This window comes from Croceicoccus sp., assembly GCF_983967925.1.
In genome coordinates this window covers 34994-57442 of record NZ_CFETID010000019.1, presented here as the reverse complement: position 1 = coordinate 57442, position 22449 = coordinate 34994, and the positions used below count along the sequence as shown (strand labels likewise).

The 22449-nt window shown below is 65.4% G+C and carries 16 protein-coding genes; 7 read left to right on the top strand and 9 right to left on the bottom strand.

The genetic code is table 11. The features are described 5' to 3' along the window. Positions 1-4 precede the first annotated feature (4 nt). From AC4FIJ_RS11650 to AC4FIJ_RS11635, 4 genes are read right to left on the bottom strand one after another with little or no spacing between them, the layout of a single operon-like run. Positions 5-1090 carry an acyl-CoA dehydrogenase family protein gene (locus AC4FIJ_RS11650; protein ID WP_490336897.1) on the bottom strand — a complete coding sequence of 362 codons (1086 nt, stop codon included), beginning with the start codon at positions 1088-1090 and terminating at the stop codon, positions 5-7. 3 nt (positions 1091-1093) lie between these two features. After that, positions 1094-2290 carry an acyl-CoA dehydrogenase family protein gene (locus tag AC4FIJ_RS11645; RefSeq protein ID WP_490336896.1) on the bottom strand — a complete coding sequence of 399 codons (1197 nt, stop codon included), beginning with the start codon at positions 2288-2290 and terminating at the stop codon, positions 1094-1096. Between the two features lie 13 nt (positions 2291-2303). Next, positions 2304-3512, bottom strand: a complete 1209-nt coding sequence (locus AC4FIJ_RS11640) for a thiolase family protein (protein ID WP_490336915.1) — start codon at positions 3510-3512, stop codon at positions 2304-2306. Positions 3513-3520: 8 nt separating this feature from the next. Next, positions 3521-4786, bottom strand: a complete 1266-nt coding sequence (locus AC4FIJ_RS11635) for an acyl-CoA dehydrogenase family protein (RefSeq protein WP_490336895.1) — start codon at positions 4784-4786, stop codon at positions 3521-3523. 162 nt (positions 4787-4948) lie between these two features. Here AC4FIJ_RS11635 and AC4FIJ_RS11630 point away from each other — a divergent pair, with 162 nt between their 5' ends. After that, a complete protein-coding gene (locus AC4FIJ_RS11630) occupies positions 4949-6031 on the top strand; it encodes a Zn-dependent alcohol dehydrogenase (RefSeq protein ID WP_185886045.1) in 1083 nt (360 codons plus the stop codon). Between the two features lie 35 nt (positions 6032-6066). On the opposite strand, the gene AC4FIJ_RS11625 is transcribed toward AC4FIJ_RS11630, so the two are convergent. After that, a complete protein-coding gene (locus tag AC4FIJ_RS11625; RefSeq protein WP_490336894.1) occupies positions 6067-6921 on the bottom strand; it encodes an acyl-CoA thioesterase in 855 nt (284 codons plus the stop codon). Positions 6922-7208: 287 nt separating this feature from the next. Between AC4FIJ_RS11625 and AC4FIJ_RS11620 the strand changes: the two genes are divergently transcribed. The 3 genes from AC4FIJ_RS11620 to AC4FIJ_RS11610 all read left to right on the top strand — a co-directional run bounded on the left by AC4FIJ_RS11620 (position 7209) and on the right by AC4FIJ_RS11610 (position 13078). Then, positions 7209-8387, top strand: a complete 1179-nt coding sequence (locus AC4FIJ_RS11620) for an amidohydrolase family protein (protein WP_490336893.1) — start codon at positions 7209-7211, stop codon at positions 8385-8387. A 300-nt stretch (positions 8388-8687) separates the two neighbouring features. Beyond that, positions 8688-10097, top strand: coding sequence for a carboxylesterase family protein (locus tag AC4FIJ_RS11615; RefSeq protein WP_490336892.1), 1410 nt, complete (start codon positions 8688-8690; stop codon positions 10095-10097). Between the two features lie 53 nt (positions 10098-10150). After that, positions 10151-13078 (top strand): TonB-dependent receptor domain-containing protein, encoded by a 2928-nt coding sequence (locus AC4FIJ_RS11610; protein WP_490336891.1) that lies wholly within the window; start codon positions 10151-10153, stop codon positions 13076-13078. 65 nt (positions 13079-13143) lie between these two features. On the opposite strand, the gene AC4FIJ_RS11605 is transcribed toward AC4FIJ_RS11610, so the two are convergent. Then, positions 13144-14379, bottom strand: a complete 1236-nt coding sequence (locus AC4FIJ_RS11605) for a serine hydrolase domain-containing protein (protein ID WP_490336890.1) — start codon at positions 14377-14379, stop codon at positions 13144-13146. A 214-nt stretch (positions 14380-14593) separates the two neighbouring features. Between AC4FIJ_RS11605 and AC4FIJ_RS11600 the strand changes: the two genes are divergently transcribed. Genes AC4FIJ_RS11600 through AC4FIJ_RS11590 form a run of 3 tightly spaced genes read left to right on the top strand, consistent with a single transcriptional unit; the run spans position 14594 to position 18841 of the window. Then, on the top strand, positions 14594-15772 hold the full coding sequence (locus tag AC4FIJ_RS11600; protein ID WP_490336889.1) for an acetyl-CoA C-acyltransferase: 1179 nt from the start codon (positions 14594-14596) through the stop codon (positions 15770-15772). Positions 15773-15774: 2 nt separating this feature from the next. Then, positions 15775-17568 carry a class I adenylate-forming enzyme family protein gene (locus AC4FIJ_RS11595; protein WP_490336888.1) on the top strand — a complete coding sequence of 598 codons (1794 nt, stop codon included), beginning with the start codon at positions 15775-15777 and terminating at the stop codon, positions 17566-17568. A gap of 43 nt (positions 17569-17611) precedes the next feature. Then, entirely contained in the window at positions 17612-18841 is a 1230-nt protein-coding gene (locus AC4FIJ_RS11590; RefSeq protein ID WP_490336887.1) for a TetR/AcrR family transcriptional regulator, read from the top strand. On the opposite strand, the gene AC4FIJ_RS11585 is transcribed toward AC4FIJ_RS11590, so the two are convergent. The 3 genes from AC4FIJ_RS11585 to AC4FIJ_RS11575 are packed head-to-tail and all read right to left on the bottom strand — an operon-like array spanning position 18822 to position 22434. Beyond that, positions 18822-20141: an MFS transporter gene (locus AC4FIJ_RS11585; protein ID WP_490336886.1), complete on the bottom strand. Its 1320-nt coding sequence runs from the start codon at positions 20139-20141 to the stop codon at positions 18822-18824. The two genes, AC4FIJ_RS11590 and AC4FIJ_RS11585, sit on opposite strands and share 20 nt — an antisense overlap. A 4-nt stretch (positions 20142-20145) precedes the next feature. Beyond that, a complete protein-coding gene (locus AC4FIJ_RS11580; protein ID WP_490336885.1) occupies positions 20146-21210 on the bottom strand; it encodes an acyl-CoA dehydrogenase family protein in 1065 nt (354 codons plus the stop codon). A gap of 12 nt (positions 21211-21222) precedes the next feature. Continuing rightward, entirely contained in the window at positions 21223-22434 is a 1212-nt protein-coding gene (locus tag AC4FIJ_RS11575) for an acyl-CoA dehydrogenase family protein (protein WP_490336884.1), read from the bottom strand. Between the last annotated feature and the right edge of the window lie 15 nt (positions 22435-22449).

Here is a 22449-nt window from a genome sequence, read left to right as displayed (position 1 = left end):
GGAATCAGGCCGCCTTCCCCAGTTCGACGAAACGGGCGAGATGCTCGTCCTCGTCCCCCAGCACGTGGCCCAGCATCACCATGCGCTTAGCGTAATGCGACAGCGGCAGTTCCCAGGTCATGCCGATGCCGCCATGCAGCTGGATCGCTTCCTCTGCCGCAAGGCTGCCGACCGCGCCCAGCGTGTATTTCGCCGCCGAGCAAAAGCGGTCGCGCGTCGCCGGATCCTTGTCGTAATTGGCGGCGGCGTTGATCGCAGCGGATCGCGCCTGCTCGATCTCAAGCGCGACGGTCGCCATGCGGTGCTGCAGCGCCTGGAACTTGCCGATCGGCACGCCGAACTGCTTGCGCGTGCGCAGATAATCGAGCGTCATCGCGCGCAGCACGTCCATCACCGCGACGCCTTCCCATGCGACCCCGACCAGCCCCATCGCCCGTGCCGCATCGATGGCATCGCCCGCCTTGCCGTCTTCGCCCAGCAAGGTCGCGGGCGCACCGTCCAACCGCAATTCGCCTGCCGATCCGCCGTCGACCAGCGGATAGTCGTGGACCGTGACGCCATCTGCGGAGAGGTCGACGAGGAATGCCGATCCCTCGCTCGTGACCACGGCCTTGTCCGCGCTGCCCAGATATTCGACCACGCCTTTGGCGCCTGTCAGCGTCCAGCCGCCGTCGCCCTGCTTGGCGGTGACATCGCCCAGAGGCGCGCCGTCGCCACCGATGGCCGGGTCATGCGCGAATGTGACGATGCTCTCGCCCGCAATCATGCTTTCCAGCGCCGAATGATCGCCCAGGGCTTCCAGCACCTTGCCCGCCATCAGACTGCCCAGGAACGGCCCCGTCGCCAATGCGCGGCCCAGCTCGCCGAAGGTCGCGCCGACATCGAAGGCGCTGCCGCCATAGCCGCCCGCATCCTCGCCGAACCACGAACCGATCACGCCCAGTTCGGCCAGCCCGTTCCACAATTCGCGGCTGAAGCCTTCGTCGCTGCCGATGGCGGCCTCGCGCGCCTTCCAGTCGAAATTGTCTGCCAGAAAACGCGACAGAGAATCAACCAGCATCTGCCGGTCTTCGCCCAGTGAGAAATCCATGAATCAGAGCTCCAGAATGGCCTTGGTGATGATCTCGCGCTGCACCTCGTTCGAGCCGCCGAAGATCGAAAGCTTGCGCGTGTTGAAATATTGCGCCGCGGTCGGTGCCGCCCAGTCGGGTCCCACCGGCTCGCCGTTGAAGCCTTCCTCCAGCGCCTCGGTGATGAAGGGCTGGGCATAGCGGCCTGCGGCGCGGCGCATCAGGTCGGTGATCTGCTGGCGGATCTCGGTTCCCCGGATCTTCAGCATCGAGCTTTCGGCCATCGGCGCCTGACCATGCCCCGCCGCGTCCAGCACGCGCAGGTTGGTGGTCTTCATGTTTTCCAGCTCGATTTCCAGCTTCGCCAGCCGGGCGGCGAACAGCGGATCCTCGGTCAGCGGCTTGCCGCCGCGCATGGTGGTGCGGGCATGCTCCTTCAGCTGCTCGAACGCCGCCATCGATGCGCCCACGCCCGCGATATTGGTGCGTTCATAGGTGAGCAGGTACTTGGCATAGGTCCAGCCCTTGTTCTCCTCGCCGACAAGGTTTTCGACCGGCACCTTCACATCGGTGAAGAACACCTCGTTCACTTCATGATCGCCTTCGAGCAGCTTGATCGGGCGCACCTCGATCCCCGGCGTGTTCATGTCGATGAGGAGGAAGCTGATCCCCTCCTGCTTCTTGCCGGTGTTGTCGGTCCGCACCAGGCAGAAGATCATGTCGGCATATTGGCCCAGCGTGGTCCAGGTCTTCTGCCCGTTGACGATGTAATGATCGCCCTCGCGCCGCGCGCTGGTCTTCAGGCTGGCAAGGTCCGATCCGGCGCCGGGTTCCGAATAGCCCTGGCACCACCAGTCGGTGCCGTCGAGGATGCGGGGCAGCCAGTGCTTCTTCTGCTCCTCGCTGCCATATTTGATCAGCACCGGGGCCAGCATCGACAGGCCGAACGGCACGATGCGCGGAGCATGGGCCATGGCGACCTCGGTCTCGAAGATGAAGCGCTGGATCACGCTCCACCCGGTGCCGCCCCATTCCTCGGGCCAATGGTTCGCCAGCCAGCCCTGTTCGTTCAGGATGGCATGCCATTCCTCCATGTCTTCCTTGGTCAGGCGCTGGCCCTGCCGCACCTTGTCGGACAGGCGGGCGGGCAGCTTTTCCTTGAGGAAGCTGCGAACTTCCTCGCGGAAGGCTTCGTCTTCGGGGGTAAAGTTCAGATCCATGGCTTGTGTCCTGTCATGAGGGGATTTCGAAAAGTCCGGCCGCGCCCATGCCGCCCGCGACGCACATCGAGACGACAACATGGCGCACGCCGCGCCGCCGCCCTTCCAGCAGGGCCGCGCCGACCAGACGTGATCCGGTCATGCCGAAGGGATGGCCGATGGCGATGGCCCCGCCATTGACGTTGAGCCGGTCGGGATCGATCCCCAGCCGGTCGCGGCAATAGAGCGCCTGGCTGGCGAAGGCCTCGTTGATTTCCCAGAGGCCAATGTCGGAGACTTTCAGCCCCGCGCGCTCCAGCAGTTTGGGGATCGCGAACACCGGGCCGATGCCCATCTCGTCGGGCGCGCAGCCCGCGGCCTGAAAGCCGCGGAAGATGCCCAGCACCTCGCGTCCCTCGGCCTCGGCGGTGGCGCGGTCCATCACGATCTGCGCGGCGGCGCCGTCGGACAGCTGGCTGGCGTTTCCGGCGGTGACGAAGCGGCCTTCCTTGACCTTCATCCCGTCCTTCCACACCGGCTTCAGCGCGGAGAGCGCCTCGGCCGTGGTGTCGGCGCGGATGCCTTCGTCGGCGCTGACGGTCAAAGTCTCGCGCCCCGTTTCGGTGCCGTCCTTCGCGCGCAGCAGTTTCTCGACTGTGATCGGCACGATCTCGTCCGCCAGCCTGCCCGCCTGCGTCGCATCGGCGGCGCGCTGCTGGCTGATGGCGGAGAATTCGTCCTGCGCCTCGCGGCTGATGCCATAGCGCTGCGCGACGATCTCGGCCGTCTCGATCATCGCCATATAGGCGTCGGGTTCGGCCTCGCTCACGGTGGGCGAGCGCCAGTGCGGCCCCGCGATGGGCGGCTGCCCCAGGGTGGTGGAGATCGATTCCGATCCGCCCGCCAGCACCACATCGGCATCGCCCGCGATGATGCTGCGCGCCGCCAGCGCCACCGTGGTCAGGCCCGACGCGCATTTGCGGTCCAGCGTGAAGGCAGGCAGTTCCTGCGGCAGGCCCGCGGTGAACAGGCTCATGCGGCCGATATTGTAGAACTGCGGACCGAACTGCCCGCCCGCGCCCCACATGACGTCGTCGATGCGCGCGGGATCGATCCCGGCGCGGTCTATCGCGGCATTCATCGCATGGGCGGCCAGCACATCGGGCATGGTCGCGTTGAACGCGCCGCGATGCGCCTTGCCGACAGGCGTGCGGGCGGTGGACACGATGGCGGCTTCGCGCATGTCAGGCATCAGCGCATCCCCGGCAGTTTCTGTTTAAGGTCGGCGTATTTGCCGAATTCCTCGCGCGCGATGGCGCGGCTATGCACCTCGTCCGGGCCGTCGGCGAAGCGCAAGGTGCGGATGCTGGCCCACATATGCGCGAGCACCGTATCCTGCGACACGCCCGCGCCGCCATAGGCCTGGATCGCGTCGTCGATGATCTGCAGCGCCATGCTGGGCGCCTGCACTTTGATCATCGCAATCTCGCTCTTCGCCGCCTTGTTGCCCGCGCGGTCCATCATGTCGGCGGCCTTCAGGCAGAGGAGGCGGCTCATCTCGATATCGATGCGCGCGCGCGCCACGCGCTGTTCCCAGACCGAATGGTCGGAAATGCGCTTGCCGAAAGCGACCCGGCCGGTCAGGCGGCGGCACATCATTTCCAGCGCGACTTCCGCCGCGCCGATGGTGCGCATGCAGTGATGGATGCGCCCCGGCCCCAGGCGGCCCTGCGCGATCTCGAACCCGCGCCCCTCGCCCAGCAGCATGTTGGTCGCGGGCACGCGGACGTCCTTCAGCACCACCTCGCCGTGGCCGTGCGGGGCGTGGTCATAGCCGAAGACCGACAGCATGCGTTCGACGGTGACGCCCGGCGCATCCATCGGCATCAGGATCATTGACTGGCTGCCATGGCGCGACCCGTCGGGATCGGACTTGCCCATCACGATGGCCAGCTCGCAGCGCGGATCGCCCACGCCCGAGGACCACCATTTGCGCCCGTTGATCACGTAATCGTCGCCGTCGCGAATGATCGAGCATTCGATATTGGTCGCATCCGACGACGCCACCGCAGGCTCGGTCATCAGGAAGGCGGAACGGATCTTGCCCTCCATCAGAGGGGTCAGCCAGCGGTCTTTCTGCTCGCGCGTGCCATAGCGGTGCAGCACTTCCATGTTGCCGGTGTCGGGGGCCGAGCAATTGAACACCTCGCTCGACCACGGCAGCCGCCCCATCTCCTCGGCGCAGAGCGCATATTCGAGGTTGGTGAGCTGCTCGCCCTGGAATTCGAAGCTGTCGTCGACATGGGCGCGGCCCGCGCGCGGCGGCATGAACAGGTTCCACAGCCCTGCCTCGCGCGCCTTTGGCTTGAGCTCCTCGACCACTGGGATGACTTTCCACGGGTCGCCCTCATGGTGCTGTGCGCGGTATTCGTCGGTGCGGGGGCGGATCTCGCTCTCGATGAAATCCCGTACCCGGTCGCGGAATGCGCGTTGCCGGTCGCTCAGCTCGAAATCCATTATACCCTCTTCCCTATGGCGTAGCGCACCCTTGCAGCGAGTCGCCCGTTGTATCGCGATTTACATACGCTATTTTCGATAAATTCAAAATTCCACGGAAAAACGTGCTTGGCAAGCGTGCCCGATTTATTATTTTGCGAATCAACCTTTGGGAGAGAGATCATGAAAGCAGCCGTGTTGCGCGCCGTGGGCGCCCCGCTCGAGATCGAGGACGTCGCCATTTCCAAGCCCGGCCCGCACGAGGTGCTGATCCGCGCCGTCGCCACCGGCGTGTGCCATTCCGACCTGCATTTCCAGAAAGGGCACTATCCCGCCGCGCTTCCGACCGTGCTGGGCCACGAATGTGCCGGGGTCGTGGAGCAGATCGGCTCCGAAGTGCGCACGGTGAAGCCGGGCGACCATGTCGTCACCTGCCTCTCCGCCTTTTGCGGGCACTGCGAGTTCTGCGTCTCGGGCCATCTCTCGCTGTGCGAGGAGCCTGAACTGCAGCGCGCCAAGGACGAGCCGCCGCGCATCGGCACGGGCGAGAAGCCGATGACGCAGTTCCTCAACCTCTCCGCCTTTGCCGAGCAATTGCTGATCCACGAACATGCCTGCGTGAAGATCCGGCCCGACATGCCGCTCGACCGCGCGGCGCTGATCGGATGCGCGGTGACGACGGCATACGGTTCGGTCATCCGCACCGCCGAGGTGCGTCCCGGCCAGAGCGTCGCGGTGCTGGGCTGCGGCGGGATCGGGCTTGCCACCATCAATGCCGCCGCCATTGCGGGCGCGGGGCGGATCATCGCCATCGACCGGGTCGCGTCCAAAGAACAGCTTGCCCGCGAATTCGGCGCGACCGATTTCGTCGATGCCTCGGACGGCGACGTCTGGAAGAAGGTGCTGTCCATGACAGCCGGCGGCGTCGACCATGCGTTCGAGGCGATCGGCCTGACCGCCACGGCGGAGGACGCGTTCCGCATGCTGCGGCGGCGCGGGATCGCGACCATCATCGGCATGATCCCGGTGGGGCAGAAGCTGTCGCTCAACGGCTATGAATTCCTTAAGGAAAAGCAGATCCGCGGGTCGTTCATGGGATCGAACCAGTTCCCCATCGACATTCCGCGCATCGTCGATTTCTACATGAGCGGGCGGCTGAAGCTGGACGAGATGATCTCGCGCCGGATCAGGCTGGACCAGGTCAACGAGGCTTTCGCCGAGATGGAGAGCGGGGCCATCGCCAGGTCCGTCATCACCTTCGACTGACGGCGGCGATCAGCCCTCCCGTTCGCGCTAGCGCATCAGGCCCGTTCGCGCGGGCGCATCAGGCTTTCCTGCATCACCGTCGCGATCAGCGTGCCATCGCGGTCGACCACGTGCCCGCGGCTCAGCCCTCGGGCATGGGCGGCCCAGGGGCTGTCGGTGACGAAGGCCAGCCAGTCGTTTACCCGCGGCGTTTCGTGGAACCAGATCGTGTGGTCCAGGCTGGCCGATTGCACATCGGGGGATCCCGGCCTGACCCCGTGCGGCAGCAGCGCGGTGCGCAGGAACATCATGTCGGACGCATAGGCCAGCACCGCGCGCTGCAATACCGGATCGTCTTCTACCGGGCGGCGCAGGCGCATCCACCATCCCGACGCGGGCTGCGCCTGCGCGCTGCCGTATAGCGTGGCGGGGTCGAAGGGGATGACGTCGACAGGGCGCTCCCCGAACCGGTCGATCATGCGGGCGAGCGGACCGTGGCGATTGGCCTCGGCCCATTCGTCGAAACGCTGCTGCGCTTCTTCCGGGCCGATCGGCGGGCTTATGTCGGCGGCATGGCGCCACCCCTCCTCCGCCTGGTGGAACGAGGCGACCATGGTGAAGATTACGCCATTTCCCTGCGACCCCTCGATCCGGCGGGTGGCAAAGCTGCGCCCCTCGGTCAGCGGCGTCACTGCCAGGTCCATCGGATCGGCGGCGGCCCCGGCCTTCAGGAAATAGGCATGCGCCGAATGGGCCAGCCGCCCGTCCCTCTCGGCCAGAGAGCCTGCCATCAGCGCCTGCGCGAAGGCCTGCCCGCCGAACAGACGGCTGCCGAAGCTTGGTCCCGTCGGCCCGCGATAGAGGCCCTCGCCGGTTTTCTCCGGCACCAGCAGCCCGCTCAGATCCAGCATTCGTTCTCCCTTTCGCGTGTTTTGACACTGACCCTATTTGATTGTCTGGCTGTCTTAAATCGCCGTTGCTGTCAAAGGTGATTCGCGCCGTTGGACCGGCAAGCCCTTTGGCGCGTCATGCGGAAGGTATCGGCCAAAGACAGCCTAATCAACTGATATAAAGCCTGTTTTCCGATAAAGCTCCGCCCCATAACCGCCATCCAGAACCCCGCCAGAAAATCTTTTGACTCTCGCTCCACTTTAGCCGATGCTTGGAAAATCACAGCAAGCACGCACAGGAGAGATTTATGACCTATGTCGGCGGGCGCATCGTGAATGACGCGGATGCCCACACCATGGAAACGCAGGACTGGCTGGCCCCCTATCTCGAGGGCGAGTACAAGGAAAAATACTCGCAGGTTTATTCCAGGGGCGAAGGCGGCGAGCGCATCGTCAAGATGATCGACGCCGCCAAGGCGCGGAAGAGCAACCCCGAGGAACGCGCCAAGGTCGCCGCCAATCCGATCGAGGGGCCCAAGGGCTGGCTCGGCTATGGCGGCTTCGACAAGGAGGAACGCGTCGAGGCGCTCGACTGGCTGGGCTTCAACAGCCAGCTGGTGTTCCCGACCTTCGGCCTCGCCGCGATCACCCGCGCGAAATCCGAGGACCAGGCCTATGCCGCCGCGCGTGCGCTGAACCTGGCGCAGATCGATTTCTGCAACGCGGACGAGCGGCTGGTCGCGGTGGCCTTCTGCCCGCTCGACGATCCGGAGCGCGCACTGGAAGAAGCGAAATTCGCGGTCGGCAAGGGCGCGGGCGCAGTGATGTTCTCGGCCGAGGCGGCAGGCGGGCGTTCGCCGGGCCATCCCGACCTCGACCCGTTCTGGCAATATCTGCAGGACAACCAGATCCCGTTCCAGCTGCATATTGGGCCGGGCACCAAGCGCCAGCCCGAAGGATACATGAACAACGGGCGCGAGCGTTCGCCCGACCTGCACGGCGGAGGCGAGAACCTGCGTTTCCCCGATTTCATGTGCCTGTGGTACGCGCCGCAGGAATTCCTGACCGCGCTTGTCTATGATGGCGTGTTCCAGCGCTTCCCCGACCTGCGCGGCGGGGTGATCGAATGCGGCGCGGGCTGGGTGCCCGAATTCCTGCGCATGCTGGATCACGGCTATCTGTCGTTCTCGAAATCCGATCCCTATCTGCAGTCGATGGACATGAAGCCGTCGGACTACATCAAGCGTGCCGTCCGCTTCACCCCGTTCCCGAACGAGGACGTGGGCCGCATGATCAAGGACAGCGTGCCCGAGCTCTACATGTTCTCCAGCGACTATCCGCATCCCGAAGGGACGCGCGATCCGTTCGGCAAGTTTGAAGCCTCGCTCGAAGGGTTCGACGAGGATGTGAAGGACATGTTCTATCGCTCCAACTATGACCACATGCTGTTCCGCGAGGACCAGGCCGTGGCCGTCGCCGCCGAATAGGCGCAGCAGCGGGGCGAATCGCTTTTGCCTGAAAATCAGGGGCGCGTCGCGGCAGGCGGCGCGCCCCTTTGCATGGCGGATCGTTCGCGCCCCGGCATACCGCCGACCTGATCGACCACTTGCCCGCATCCCCCCGCCGCTTCCTTTCCTCGGTACGAAACCCTGTATTCGGACCTTCGCGCATCCTTAATCGCCCTGCCTAGCGCCCCTCATTCAAATTGCCATACCCTATATTCTATTTTTGGGTTGGCAGCGCGAATCTTTGTGCTATGCATACTCCCGATAAGAATGGGAGAAGATATGATTGGCAGGCTGCTCACGGCTGCTGCAACTGGTTGCGCGATCGTCGGTATCTCGGCGGTTCACGCGCAGATGCCGCCCGCGCCCACGCCTGTCGTCGTGGATGTGGAGCAAGGCTCGCTGTCGGGCGACTCCTCCAGCGGCGTGAATATCTTCCGCGGCATACCCTATGCAGCACCGCCGGTCGGACCGCTGCGCTGGAAACCGCCGCAGCCCGTTCCCGCCTGGCGCGGAATCCGTACCGCAACCGCGAACGAGCCTGCCTGCGCGCAGCCCGTCGATCCCGATCCGTCGGTTCCGAACTTTGGCGGCGTGCAGGGCGCGCAGTCCGAGGATTGCCTCTATCTCACGCTTTTCGCACCCGCGAATGCCAAGGGCGCACCAGTGGTGGTGTGGCTCCACGGCGGCGCCTATTTCCTCGGCGCGGGCAGCCTCGGCTCCTATGACGGCAGCGCCAATGCGCGCGACGGGGTTATTACCGTCGACGTCAACTACCGCCTCGGCTCGATGGCCAGTTTCACCCACCCCGCGCTGGTCGCGGAAGGGGACGAGGAAGGCACCGGCAATTACGCGCTGATGGATACGGTCGCCGCGCTGGAATGGGTGCGCGACAATATCGCGGCATTCGGCGGCGATCCGTCCAACGTCACCGTCGCAGGTCAGTCGGCGGGCGGCGGGCTGGTCACCGGCCTGCTGTCGCTGCCCGCGGCCAAGGGACTTTACCACAAGGCGGTGATCCAGTCCGGATCGCTGCTGCGCCCCGACCGTGACGAGGGCGAGGCGACCGAAGCGGTGATTAAGGCGCTCGGCGACATCGGTCTTGGCGCCGATGCCACTGCCGATGACCTGCGCAGCATTTCGGCCCAGACATTGGTGGCGACGCGCTCGCTGATGTACGGCTTTTACCTTACCAAGAATGCCTGGAACCCGAATTCGACCGGCGACGCGCTGAAGGCCGGGACCGAGCAGGACGTGCCGGTGATGGTCGGCTCCAACGCCGGCGAAGGCGGGTTCGACAATGCGCGCATTCTGGCCGGCGAAGCGGGCGACAGCGGCGCGCCCGCCTTCCTCTATCGCTTCGATCACGTGCCGACTTTCCGGCAGGCGGAATGGAAGAGCGGCCCGATCCATTCGGCCGAGCTGATGTTCACATTCGATTCGATCGACACATCCAGCTGGGGCGGGCCGAACGCCGATGCGGCGGACCGCGCGCTGGCCGACAAGATGCAGTCGTGCTGGACCGCCTTTTACAAGATGCCTGCAGACAGCCGCGAGATCCGCTGCGCCGACGGTTTCGTCTGGCAGCCTTACGGCCAGGACCAGCAGGCCGCGATTTTCGACACGGGCGGCCCCGACATGGCCCCCGCCGCCGGCCTGCCAGACGGGCCAGAGGCAGACACCGCAAATTGAAACAACTGAACCGGCACAGACCGGTCAATGACAGGGAAGTGGGAGGAGGACAGATGAAGGTGAAGTCATATTACCTGCTCGGTTCGGCATTGGGCGCGGTCGCGTCCATCGGACTGGCAGCACCCGCCATGGCGCAGGACGCCGACACGGACATCACGGCCGATCAGCAGCCGCTGGGGACCGAACCGGCACCGCGCGAAATCGTGGTCACCGGCTCCTACCTGCGCGTGGGCGAGCCGGAGGACGGCGCGCTGCCGGTCGACGTGTTCGGGACCGAGGAGCTTGAGACGCGCGGCATCGACAGCCCGCTTGAGTTCATCAAGAACCTGCCCTCGGTCGGTACCTCGCTGGGCGATTCCAACCAGTATGGCGCGGGCAACAGCCAAGGCGTCGGTTCGCTGAACTTGCGCAACCTTGGCCGCGAACGCACGCTCGTCCTGTTCAACGGCCGCCGTTACATGCCCGAACCGGGCGACGGCGCGGTCGACACCAATCTGATCCCCATGTTCGCGCTCGACCGGATCGAGGTGCTGAAGGACGGCGCGGCCTCGACCTATGGCTCGGACGCGATCGCGGGCGTCGCCAACTTCGTCACGCGGCGCGGGTTCGACGGGCTGGTGGTGGACGGCAACTACACCTTCATCGACGGGTCCGACGGCGACTGGCAGGGTTCGGTGCTGTTCGGCAAGAACCTCGGCGATGCGAACATCATGGTCGGCGCGGGCTATCAGCGCCGGTCCGAACTGCCAACGACCGAGCGCAGCTTTACCCAGCAGCCTTTCAGCGAGAATCCCTCGGGCTACTCGCCGGTCAGCAATCCGGGCATCTATATCCCGCTGTTCAATGGCACGCCGATCGCCGGGCCTGCGCAGGACGGCAACCAGCTCGACGCCTGCGAGAACCTTGGCGGCATCGATGAAGGCGCGGTCTGCCGCTATTCTTATATCCCCTTCGTCAATCTGGTGGAGGATCAGGAACGCTATCAGATCTATGGCCAGCTGGACGTCGATCTGAGCGACAGCACGCGGTTCCATTCCGAGGCGATCTATGCGCACACCGAATCGAGCTCGCTCGGCTATTCGCCCAGCTATCCCATCACTTCGGGCCCCAACGGGCCGGGCAGCCTTGGCCAGTTCGTGGTCCCTGCCTACAACCCCTATTTCGGCGATTTCGTCGATCAGAGCTTTGCCCCCGGCAGCCTGCCGGTGGCGCCCAATGCCGCGCTGATCTACCTGTTCCGGCCCTTCGCGCTGGGCGGCAATCCGACCGACCCGCGCGGTGCGGGCCTTGGCGGCGCGGAGAACGACGGCTGGCGCGTGGTCGGCGGGCTCGAGCATGATTTCTCGGACAGTTTTTCCGGGCAGTTCTACGGCACGTTCCTGCGCAGCACGCGCACGGCCTATTCGCTCGACTTCATCAGCCAGCGTCTGCAGTCGGCCCTGTTCGGCTTTGGCGGCGAGGATTGCAGCGGCGCCCAGCCCGGCGCGAACGGCTGCCAGTTCTTCAACCCGTTCATCAATGCCGCGCCCGGCAATCCGGCGCTCGGCCTCGACAATCCGGCCTATGTGCCGGGGAACGAGAACGATCCCGACCTGCTCGACTGGATCCGTCAGCCCAGCGGCACGACGGGTGTCGAGGAACAGTTGATCGCCGATCTTGTGTTCAACGGCTATTCTAACCTGTTCGGCATGGATTTCGACTATGCGTTCGGCGGTCAGTACCGGCACACCGATTATCGCAACAAGCCGATCAACAAGTTCAGCGACCCCGCGCGCTTCCCCTGCGTGAACGAGGACGATTTCTCGTGCCTCGACAGTCCGGACGACAATAGTTTCCCGACCGGCCCGTTCACCTTCCTGGGCCAGTATCCCGCCGACAGCCTGAACCAGAGCGTCTGGGCCGTCTTTGCGGAGGCGCGGATCGAACCGTTTAGCGGCCTCGAGCTGATCGGCGCGCTGCGCTATGAGGATTACGGCAACCCGGTCGGATCGACCCTCAACCCCAAGCTGTCGGCCCGCTGGGAAGCGACCGACTGGCTGACGCTGCGCGGTTCGGTGGGCGACACGTTCCGCGGCCCGCTGCCCATCAACCTGACCGAGGGCGGCCCAAGCGGCGTGGCGGGCATCGACGTCCTTGGCAACAACTACAAGGCGACCGACAACACCGGCAATCCGGACCTCGATCCCGAAACCGCGCTGACCTATAATATCGGTGCGGTGGTCGAATTCGGCGGCTTCAGCGCCAGCGTCGATTTCTGGAATTATGAATTCGAGGGGCGCTTCACCGACCTGCCGGTTCAGGCGATCGCCGCCGCGGTCGCGCCGGGGGGTACGGACGGCAACCAGCTGGCCGATTGTTCCAGCCCGTTCAGCCAGTTCGTCACCTTTGCGGGCGGTGTCTGCAACCAGGGCACGACCATCGGCAACGACATCTCGCGCATCCGCACGCTGACCGTGAACGGGCCTGAGGTGACGACGCGTGGCCTCGACCTGTCGGTCAATTATTCGCGGGACATGGGCAGCTTCGGCCTCTCGGCAGGGGCGAACGCGACCTATATCCTCGAATATGAATTCAGCGACTTCGTCTATGAAGGGCTGACCTTCTCGCAAGGCTATGACGCCAAGGGGTTCGCGAACTACAACCGCGCGCCCGGCACGGTGTCGCCGTGGAGGGCCAATGGCTATCTCTCGGCGTCGTTCGGCAATGCATCGCTGACGTGGAACGCGCTCTATATCGACGGGGTCACCGACAATCGTTCGCCCGACGATCCGTTCGCGGGCGAGGTCGGGTCCTTCTTCAAGAACGATCTGCTGGGTGCCTACACATTCGACATCTCGGGCGGGGAATTGCGCCTCAGCGCCGCAGTCGAGAACATCTTCGACGAAGATCCGCCGCTGGCGCGCCTCGAATACAGCTATGATCCGTTCATCGGCACCGCTCTTGGCCGGACCTACCGGCTGGCTGCCCGGATCTCGTTCTGACTCCACTCCGGACGGGATCCTTCATGGGGCCGGGGCATTACGCTCCCGGCCCCTTTTTTTATGGATCAGGCGCGGCTTTCGTTCAGCGCCGCATAGATCAGCGTCTTTAGCTGGCGGCGCAGCGGATAGATGTTCGACGGATAGAGCTGCGTCATGAACACCATGGTGATCGCCTCGACCGGATCGACGAAGAAGGCGGTCGAATAGGCCCCGCCCCAATAGAATTCGCCCATGCTGGCGGGCATCAGCGTGCGGGCCGGATCGATCACCGTGGCAAAGCCCAGGCCGAAACCGGTGCCGGCATTGCTCGCCTCGGAAAACAGGCTTTCCGACATTTGCGACAGATCCTTGCCGCCCGGCAGATGGTTGGCGGTCATCAGCGCCAGCGTCTTGGGCGCGACGATCCGCGCACCGTCCAGCGATCCGCGATTGGCCAGCATCGTCACGAAGCGCTGGTAATCGGCCATCGTCCCCGCCAGCCCGCCGCCGCCGCCCTGGAATTTCGCGGGGCTTGCGAAACGGCTGCTTGCACCCGGATCGATCATCTTCGGCGCACCGCCCGGCTGATAGGCCCAGGCATCGACCAGCCGGTCCAGCTTCCCCTCTGGCACATGGAACGCCGTGTCGGTCATGCCCAGCGGAGCGAAGATGTGCTTTTCGAAATACTCGCCGAGTTTCATGCCCGACAGCCGCTCGATCGCGACGCCCAGCACGTCGTGCGATACCGAGTAGTTCCAGCGCTCGCCCGGCTGAAAATCCAGCGGAATGGCGGCGAGCTTTGCGATATATTCGTCCCCATCCATTTCCCCGCGCGCAAGGTCAAGATTGTGCTGGCGATAGGCGGCATCGACATTGGTGCGGTTCTGGAAGCCATAGGTCAGCCCCGACATATGCGTCATCAGATCGACGAAACGCATCGGCCGCGCGGGCTGAGACGGCGCAAAGGGCACCGCCCCGCCCCCGCCTGCATAGACGCCGAGCTTCGCGAATTCGGGGATGACGCGCGCCACCGGATCCTCCAGCGCGACCGCGCATTTCTCGACCAGTTGCATGAAGGCGGTGCAGGTGACCGCCTTGGTCATCGAGGCAAGGCGGAAGATCGCGTCGTCGCGCATCGCGGTGCCGTCCTCGCGCATCCGGCCCTGCATGCCGTAATGCACGGGCTTGCCTTCCCGCGCGACCAGCAGCTGCGTCATCGGCAGCCGTCCGCTGTCCAGATAATGCTCCTTCAGATAGCCATCGATTCGCTTCAGGCGGCCGCCGTCCATGCCCAGCTGCGCCGGGTCGGTGATGTCGAACATGCAATCTCTCCCTCTACATACCCTTGTTTCATTAATTCCGAACGCCCGATCCGCCCCTAACGGACGCAAAAGCGACGTTCTGCGGGCCTGACTTTAATCGCTCCAAGCCGAAAAAACATACCCATTCTTCATTTTTATGGATTCCGGGCTTGCGCTCGGCGAACTCTCCGATCAAGATGCGGTCAACAACACAAGATCCAAGGAGAGGTTCACGATGCGCGAAGCCGTGATCGTATCGACCGCGCGAACACCGCTGGCCAAGGCGGTGCGCGGGGCGTTCAACGCCACCCACGCCGTCCAGCTGGGCGCATGGTCCGTGGCAGAGGCGGCGAAGCGCGCCAATCTCTCCGGCGAGGAAGTGGACGACGTGCTGATCGGCGCGGCGATGCAGCAGGGGCAACAGGCACCCAACATGGGCCGGCTGGTCGCGCTGCGTGCCGGATTGCCGGTGACGGTCGCGGGCATGACCATCGACCGGCAATGCTCGTCGGGGCTGATGACCATCGCCACCGCCGCCAAGCAGATCATCGTCGACCGCATGGACATCTGCATCGCGGGCGGGGTCGAATCGATCTCGGCGCTGCGGTCGGGGAAGAGCAATATCGTGCCCGACGAGGGGCTGATCGCGATGCATCCCGCCACCTATATGCCGATGATCGGCACGGCAGAGGTCGTCGCGAAGCGCTATGGCATCAGCCGTCAGGCGCAGGACGAATATTCGCTGCAATCGCAGCAGCGCACCGCCGCCGCGCAAAAGGCCGGGCGCTTCGATGACGAGATCGTGCCCGTCACCGCCACCATGAACGTCACCGACAAGGCCACCGGCGAGGTTTCGCAACGCGAGGTTACGATCGACATGGACGATTGCAACCGCCCCGATACCACGCTGGAGGGACTCGCCTCGCTGCAGCCGGTGATGGGCGAAGGGCACACGGTCACCGCGGGCAATGCCAGCCAGCTGTCCGACGGATCCTCCGCCGCGGTGCTGATGGAGGCATCGGTGGCAAAGGAACGCGGGCTGACCCCGCTGGGCCGCTATGTCGGCATGGCGGTCGCGGGGACGAAGCCCGACGAGATGGGCATCGGCCCCGTCTATGCGATCCCCAAGCTGCTCGACCGCTTCGGCCTTTCGATGGACGATATCGGCCTGTGGGAGCTGAACGAGGCGTTCGCGGTGCAGGTGCTCTATTGCCGCGACAAGCTTGGCATTCCGGACGACAGGCTCAACGTCAACGGCGGCTCGATCTCCATCGGCCATCCGTTCGGCATGACCGGCGCGCGCTGCACCGGCCACGCCTTGATCGAGGGGAAGCGCCGCGGCGCCCGCTATGTCGTCGTGACCATGTGCGTGGGCGGCGGCATGGGCGCGGCAGGGCTGTTCGAGGTTCTCTGATTATGGAGACGACCGCACTCGACAAGGGCCGCTGGACGCCGCCCGCCGGATGGCCGGCGATGAGCCGCCAGCAATGCCGCGAGATGCTGACCGCGCCCGGCCAGCGCTTCGAGATGGAAGAGGTCGAGATCCGCGGCGTTCGCCTGCGAACCTGGAAGAACGCCCCGCCCAGCCTGCGCGCCATCGCACTGGCGGGCCGCGCACATGGCGACAGCGAATTCGTTGTGTACGAGGACGAGCGCATTACCTTCGACGGCTGGTTCCGCGCCGTCGCCACTTTGGCCCATCATCTGCAGGAACTGGGAGTGGCCAAGGGCGACCGGGTCGCGCTGGCGATGCGCAACCTGCCCGAATGGCCGGTCGCTTTCTTCGCCGCCACCTCGATCGGTGCGATCATCGTGCCGCTCAACGCATGGTGGACCAGTGCGGAACTCAGCTATGGCCTGTCGGATTCCGGCGCGAAACTGCTGATCTGCGACGAGGAGCGCTGGGAGCGCATCGCGCCGCATGCAGGCGAATTGCCCGATCTGAAACATGCGCTCGTCTCGCGCGCGGCCGGGCCGCTCGCCTCCCCGGCCTCGGCGCTGGAGGATCTGATCGGCAAGCCGCCCGATTACGCCGCCCTGCCCTCGCGAGAATTGCCCGATGTCGCGATCGAGCCCGACGACGATGCGACCATCTTCTACACAAGCGGAACCACCGGCATGCCCAAGGGCGCGCTGGGCACGCATCGCAACATCACCACCAATGTGCTGTCGGGCGCCTATGCCGTGGCCTGCGCCGCGCTGCGCCGGGGCGAGGCTCCGCCCGAGCCGGTGAAAAAGACCGGGCTGGTGGTCATCCCGCTGTTCCACGTCACCGCCTGTTCGGCCAGCCTGATGGGCACCATCGTCGCGGGCAATCGCGCGGTCTATATGTACCGCTGGGACCCGGAAAAGGCCTTTGCCATCATCGAGCGCGAGAAGGTCAATGCCACCGGCGGCGTGCCGACCATCGCGTGGCAATTGCTGGATCATCCGGCGCGGGACAATTTCGACCTCTCCTCGATCGAATCCATCGCCTATGGCGGCGCGCCCGCCGCGCCCGATCTGGTCCGCCGCATCCATGCCGAATTCGGCGCGCTGCCCAGCAACGGCTATGGCATGACCGAGACGATGGCGACCGTCACCAGCCATTCGAGCGAGGATTATCTCAACCGCCCCGACAGCTGCGGGCACCCCGTCGCCGTCGTCGACCTGAAGATCACCGGCGAGGACGGCGAGACCGAATTGCCGCCCGGCGAAGTGGGCGAGATCTGGGTGCGCGGCCCGCAGGTGGTGAAGGGATACTGGAACAAGCCCGAAGCCACCGCCGAATGCTTCATCGACGGCTGGGTCCGCACCGGCGACCTTGGCCGCGTGGACGAGGAAGGCTTTCTGTTCATCGTCGACCGCGCCAAGGACATGATCATTCGCGGCGGCGAGAACATCTATTCGTGCGAGGTCGAGAACGTTCTCTACGACCATCCCGCCGTATCCGATGCCGCGCTGATCGGTCTGCCCCACCCCACCCTGGGCGAGGAACCCGCCGCCGTCGTCTATCTAGCCCCCGGCAAGTCGGCGACCGAGGCGGAGCTGCAGGCGTGGGTCGGCGAGCATCTGGCGCGCTTCAAGGTTCCGGTGCGCATCGCCTTTTCGCCGGAGACCCTGCCGCGCAATGCCAATGGCAAGATCCTGAAGGGCGAATTGCAACATCTGCTTGACGGCGCTACGGAAAAGGGGACGGCAGGCGAGGTCCGACCGCCGTCGAGCGGCTGAAAAAACCGTATCTTGGGGCGCGCGGACAGGGAAAGACACATCAGTGAAGGCGAGCGCCGAAACCGAACGGTTCGAGAAAAAGCGGCAGGACGTCATCGACGCGGCATCGGTGCTGATCAACGAGCAGGGCGTGAAGGGCATGACCTTCGCCGATGTCGCTGCCGAGGTGGGCCTCAACGCGACCAGCATCACCTATTATTTCGGGCGCAAGGAAAAGCTGGTCGTCGCGGTCTACGAGGCGACGCTCGACCGGCTGGAGGCGATGGCGGCGGAGGCCGGCGCACAGCCCGATCCGCGCTCGCGCGTGCGCCATTTCCTGCATGCCAATATCGAACTGCGCAAACGCATCCGCCGCGGCGAGCGCGGCCTGATCACCGTGCTGGCCGAAATGCGCACGCTGGACGAGGATGCGCAAAAACCGCTGCTGGGTCACTTCCGCCGCATCTCGCACAGCCTGCGCGATTTCTTCGGCCCCGCGAAGGATCCGATGGGCAAGGCGCTGAACACCGCGCGCGCGCACGCCCTGCTGGAATCGGTATTCTGGTGGCCGATCTGGTCGCTGCGCTATTCCACCCATGATTTCGACCGGATCGAGGAGCGCTGGTTCGACATCCTTGAGAACGGCGTGGCCGCCCGCCCCGGCGAATGGCAACCACAGGCATTGGGCAGCAACTGGCGCACGCGGGATGACGGCGAGGCGAACACGCTCGACAATTTCCTGCGGTCGGCGACGGCGATGATCAACCAGCGCGGCTATCGCGGTGCGTCGGTCAACCGCATCGCCAAGGAGCTGAATGTCACGAAAGGCAGCTTTTACCACCATCACAGCGCCAAGGACGACCTGGTGCTCAGCTGTTTCGAGCGCAGCTATGACCGGCTGGCGGCGGTGCAGCTGGCCGGACAGGCGCTGGAGGCCGACTACTGGACCCGTCTGTCGAGCACGCTGGCCGAGCTGATCGACCTGCAGTTCTTCGACGGCATGCCGCTGCTGCGCACCACCGCGCTGCACGCCATTCCCAGCGAGGATCGCGAGGATGTGGTGACGCGGTCGAACCGGCTGGCGCGGCGCTTCGCGGGCATGCTGATCGACGGGATCGCCGATGGTTCGATCCGGCCGATCGACCCGCTGATCGCCAGCCAGGTGATCATGTCGACATTGAACTCCGCCTATGAAGCGCGCCACTGGGCCGAGCGGTTCGAGGATCCGGCCGAGGCGGTACGCTATTACGGCTGGGTGTTCACCGCCGGGCTGTTCACGGATCCGCCGGATTGATCCCCTGCGCCGCCGCGGTCTGCAGATGCCGCGGTTCGCGCACACGCGCCAGCAGCACGACCAGCGCAGCCAGTAATGCGACGATGATCGCGGCGAACAGCGGCACGAACCCGGCCAGCGCCACGGTCACGCCCGCCAGCACCGGGCCGATGGCGGCAATCGCGCCCTCCACCGTGGTGACGAAGGCGAGGCGCATGGGCGTGTCCTTTTCCTCGCCGAATTCCAGCACCATCGTGCTGGCCGCCAGCATCCATCCCGAACCGCCCGCACCCAGCAGCACGAAGGCGGCATAGATCGCGGCGGCCCCGTCGCCGGGTCCCCCCAGTATCAGCAGGACCACCCCCGCCAGCGAACAGGCTAGCGAAGCGGCATAGACCCCGCGAAAGCCCCAGCGGTCGCCCGCATTGCCCCAGACCACGTTCGATACCGTGTCGGCACCGAGGTAAAGCAGGCTGAGACTGCCGATCAGCGCGCCGTTCAGCCCCAGGCGGGTGCCTGCATAGATCGTCCAGAACGGCGCCCCGACCCGCGCCGCAGTGCCAAGGCTGTGCGCGATCAGGTAGAAACGGAAATCGCGGTCCTCCATCAGCTGCGGGAATTCGCGCAGCCTTTCGCGAAACGGGCGCTGCGGGCGGGGAAAGACCAGCGCAGGCTCGCGGATCATGGTCTTGAGCACGACCAGCCCCATCGAGGTCAGGACGAAGGCGGTCAGGAAGGTGGTGGCATAGCCATTGCCAAGCACGTCGCCCTCGATGAAGACCGTTCCCGCGACCCATGCCAGCACCGCCGCGATGGTGCCGCCCGCAAGGTTGCGATAGCCCTGCAGCCTCCCGCGCTTGCGGATCGGGATCAGCTTGGCCATCAGCATCTGGAAGGCGACCCGCTGCGCTCCGTTGAAGAAGCCCAGCACGAACAGGAAACCGAACACCAGCGCGGCTTCCCAGACCCCCGTCAGCAGCCAGCCCGTCAGCGCCAGCCCCAGTATCTGGATGCGCATCAACGTGCCGATGCGGATCGCATAGGGCAGGATATGGCTGCGATGCTCGATCCGCGTGCCCGCCGCGATGGGAGAGATCGTCGCCCCCAGTTGCAGCAGCGCGCTGCCCAGCCCCACCGCGGCGGCGCTGCCCGTCAGCATCTGCAGATAGGCGGGAATGATCGTCGGCGCATAGATCAGGCGAAAGCCGGTCAGCCCCAGCACGCCATGGATGAAATTAGCGATATAGTTGCGCTTCAGGTTCTCCTCGACAAAGCGCGTGTTCGCCGCGACCGGATCCTGTGCCTCGTGTGCCGGTTCCAAGCCGTCAGTAACCCGCCAGCCCCGCGAAGCGGTCGCGCAGGAACGCGCTGCTGCCCCAGCGGTTTTCCAGCACGCGGGCGCGTTTCAGGTAATCGCCCACCGGATATTCGTCGGTCATGCCGATCCCGCCATGCAGCTGGATCGCCTCGCGGCTCATCAGGTTAAGCACGTCGTTGGCGCGCGCCTTGGCGATGCAGGCCGCTTGCGGTACCCTCCGCCTGCTGTCCAATGCTTCCAGCCCGCCTTCTACCGCGGCGCGCATCGATGCGATTTCGGCGAACAAATCGGCCATGCGGTGCTGCAGCGCCTGGAACGTCGCCAGCACCTGGTTGAACTGCACCCGCTGCTTCAGATAGTCGAGCGTGGTGTCGAACAGATGCTGCGCCATGCCCAGCATCTCGCACGCGGTCAGGATCCGCGCGCGGTCGAGCATCTGCTCCGCCATCGCCGCATCGCCCAGCCGCGTGGCGGGCGCGGCGTCGAACACCACCTCGCCGTGGCTGCGCCGGTCGGCCAGCACGCGCCCCGCTACCGAGACTCCCTCGCCCTTCTCCACCAGCCATAGCCCGTCCGTCGCCGCGACGATGAAGATGCCCGCTTCCGCCGCATCGGCGACGAAGCCCTTGCTGCCGGTCAGTTTGCCATTTTCGACCTTGGCGCCGATCTTCCCCGGCGCATGGCGCGGCCCCTCGTCCACCGCCAGCGCGGCGATGGTCTCGCCGCTTGCCAGCGCGGGCAGATGGCGCGCCTTCGCTTCATCGCTATCACCCTGCGCGATTGCCCAGGCGGCGATGGTGACGCCGATGATCGGGCTGGCCGCCAGCACCTTGCCCAGTTCCTCGACCACAAGGCCCGCCGACATCCAGCCGAAGTCGGACCCGCCGTGCTCTTCGGGCACCATGATGCCCGCCCAGCCCATGCCGGACATCGCCTGCCACGCATCGGCGTCGAAACCTGCGCCGGTTTCCGCATCCCGCAGCGCGCGCCATGCCGTGAACGGGCTCTCGTTCGCCGCCCATTCGCGCGCCATGTCGCGCAGCATCGCCTGTTCGTCGTTCAGAACCGCCATCGTCAAATTCCCTTACTGATGGTCCAGCATGCCCAGCACGCGCTTGGCGATGATATTGTTCTGGGTCTCGGTCGATCCGCCATAGATCGTGGTCGCCTTGCCGAAGAGCCATGTGCGAACCCCCGCAAGCTCGGCAGCGGTAAAGCCCTCGCCTTCCCAGCCCAGCCCCTGCAGGCCCATGATCTCGATGCTCAGCTCAGCGCGTTCCTGCCCCAGCTTGGTGCCCGCCTTCTTCAGCACCGAGCTGATTTCGCTGACCCCGCCCTGCGCCTTCGATTCCTCCGCCGCCTTGCGCGCGGTCAGCAGGAAGGCGGCCCAGCGGATCTCGAAATCGGCGATGCGGTCGCGCAGCACCCTGTCGGCCAGCTGTCCGTGCTCGTCCGTCTCGCGGTACATCTTCGCCAGCTCGCCCAAGGTCGGGCCGCCCAGCCTGCCCATCGCATTGCCGCCGGACAAATTGGTGCGTTCATGCTGCAAAAGGCGCTTGCCGATGGTCCAGCCCTGCCCTTCCTCGCCGACCAGATTTGCCTTGGGCACCTTCACATCGGTGAAGAAGGTTTCGCAGAAGGGGCTCATCCCGCTGATCATGCGGATCGGGCGCACTTCGACGCCGGGCGCGTCCATGTCGATCAGCAGGAAGGAGATGCCCTTATGCTTGTCCGCCCGGTCGGTGCGGACGAGGCAAAAGCACTTGTCCGCCCATTGCCCGCCGCTGGTCCATGTCTTCTGCCCGTTGACGAGGTAATGGTCGCCCTTGTCCACCGCGCTGGTCTGCAGATTGGCAAGGTCCGACCCGGCATTGGGTTCGGAATAGCCCTGACACCAGCGGATCTCGCCCCGGCAGATCGGGGGGATGTGTTCCTTCTTCTGCGCTTCGCTGCCGTATTCCAGCAGGGTGGGGCCGAACATCATCACGCCCATGCCCTGTATCGGGTTATAGGCACCCGCCTTGGCAAGCTCCTCCTGCAGGATCGCCGCCTCGCGCCGGGACAAGCCGCCGCCGCCATATTCGGCGGGCCATGTCGGCGTGCCCCATCCGCGCGATCCCATCGCCTCGCGCCATTGGCGCTGCGGCTCGCTTTCGCCCGCGCCGCTTTCGACGCTGGCGAGCGCGTTGGATGTGCCTTTCAGCTCGGGCGGAAAATTGCTCTGGATGAAGGCGCGCACGTCCTCGCGGAAGGCGCTCTCGCTGACCTGCGCGGCGGGTTCGGCAGTGGTGGCCATGGCTTGCTCCTAGGG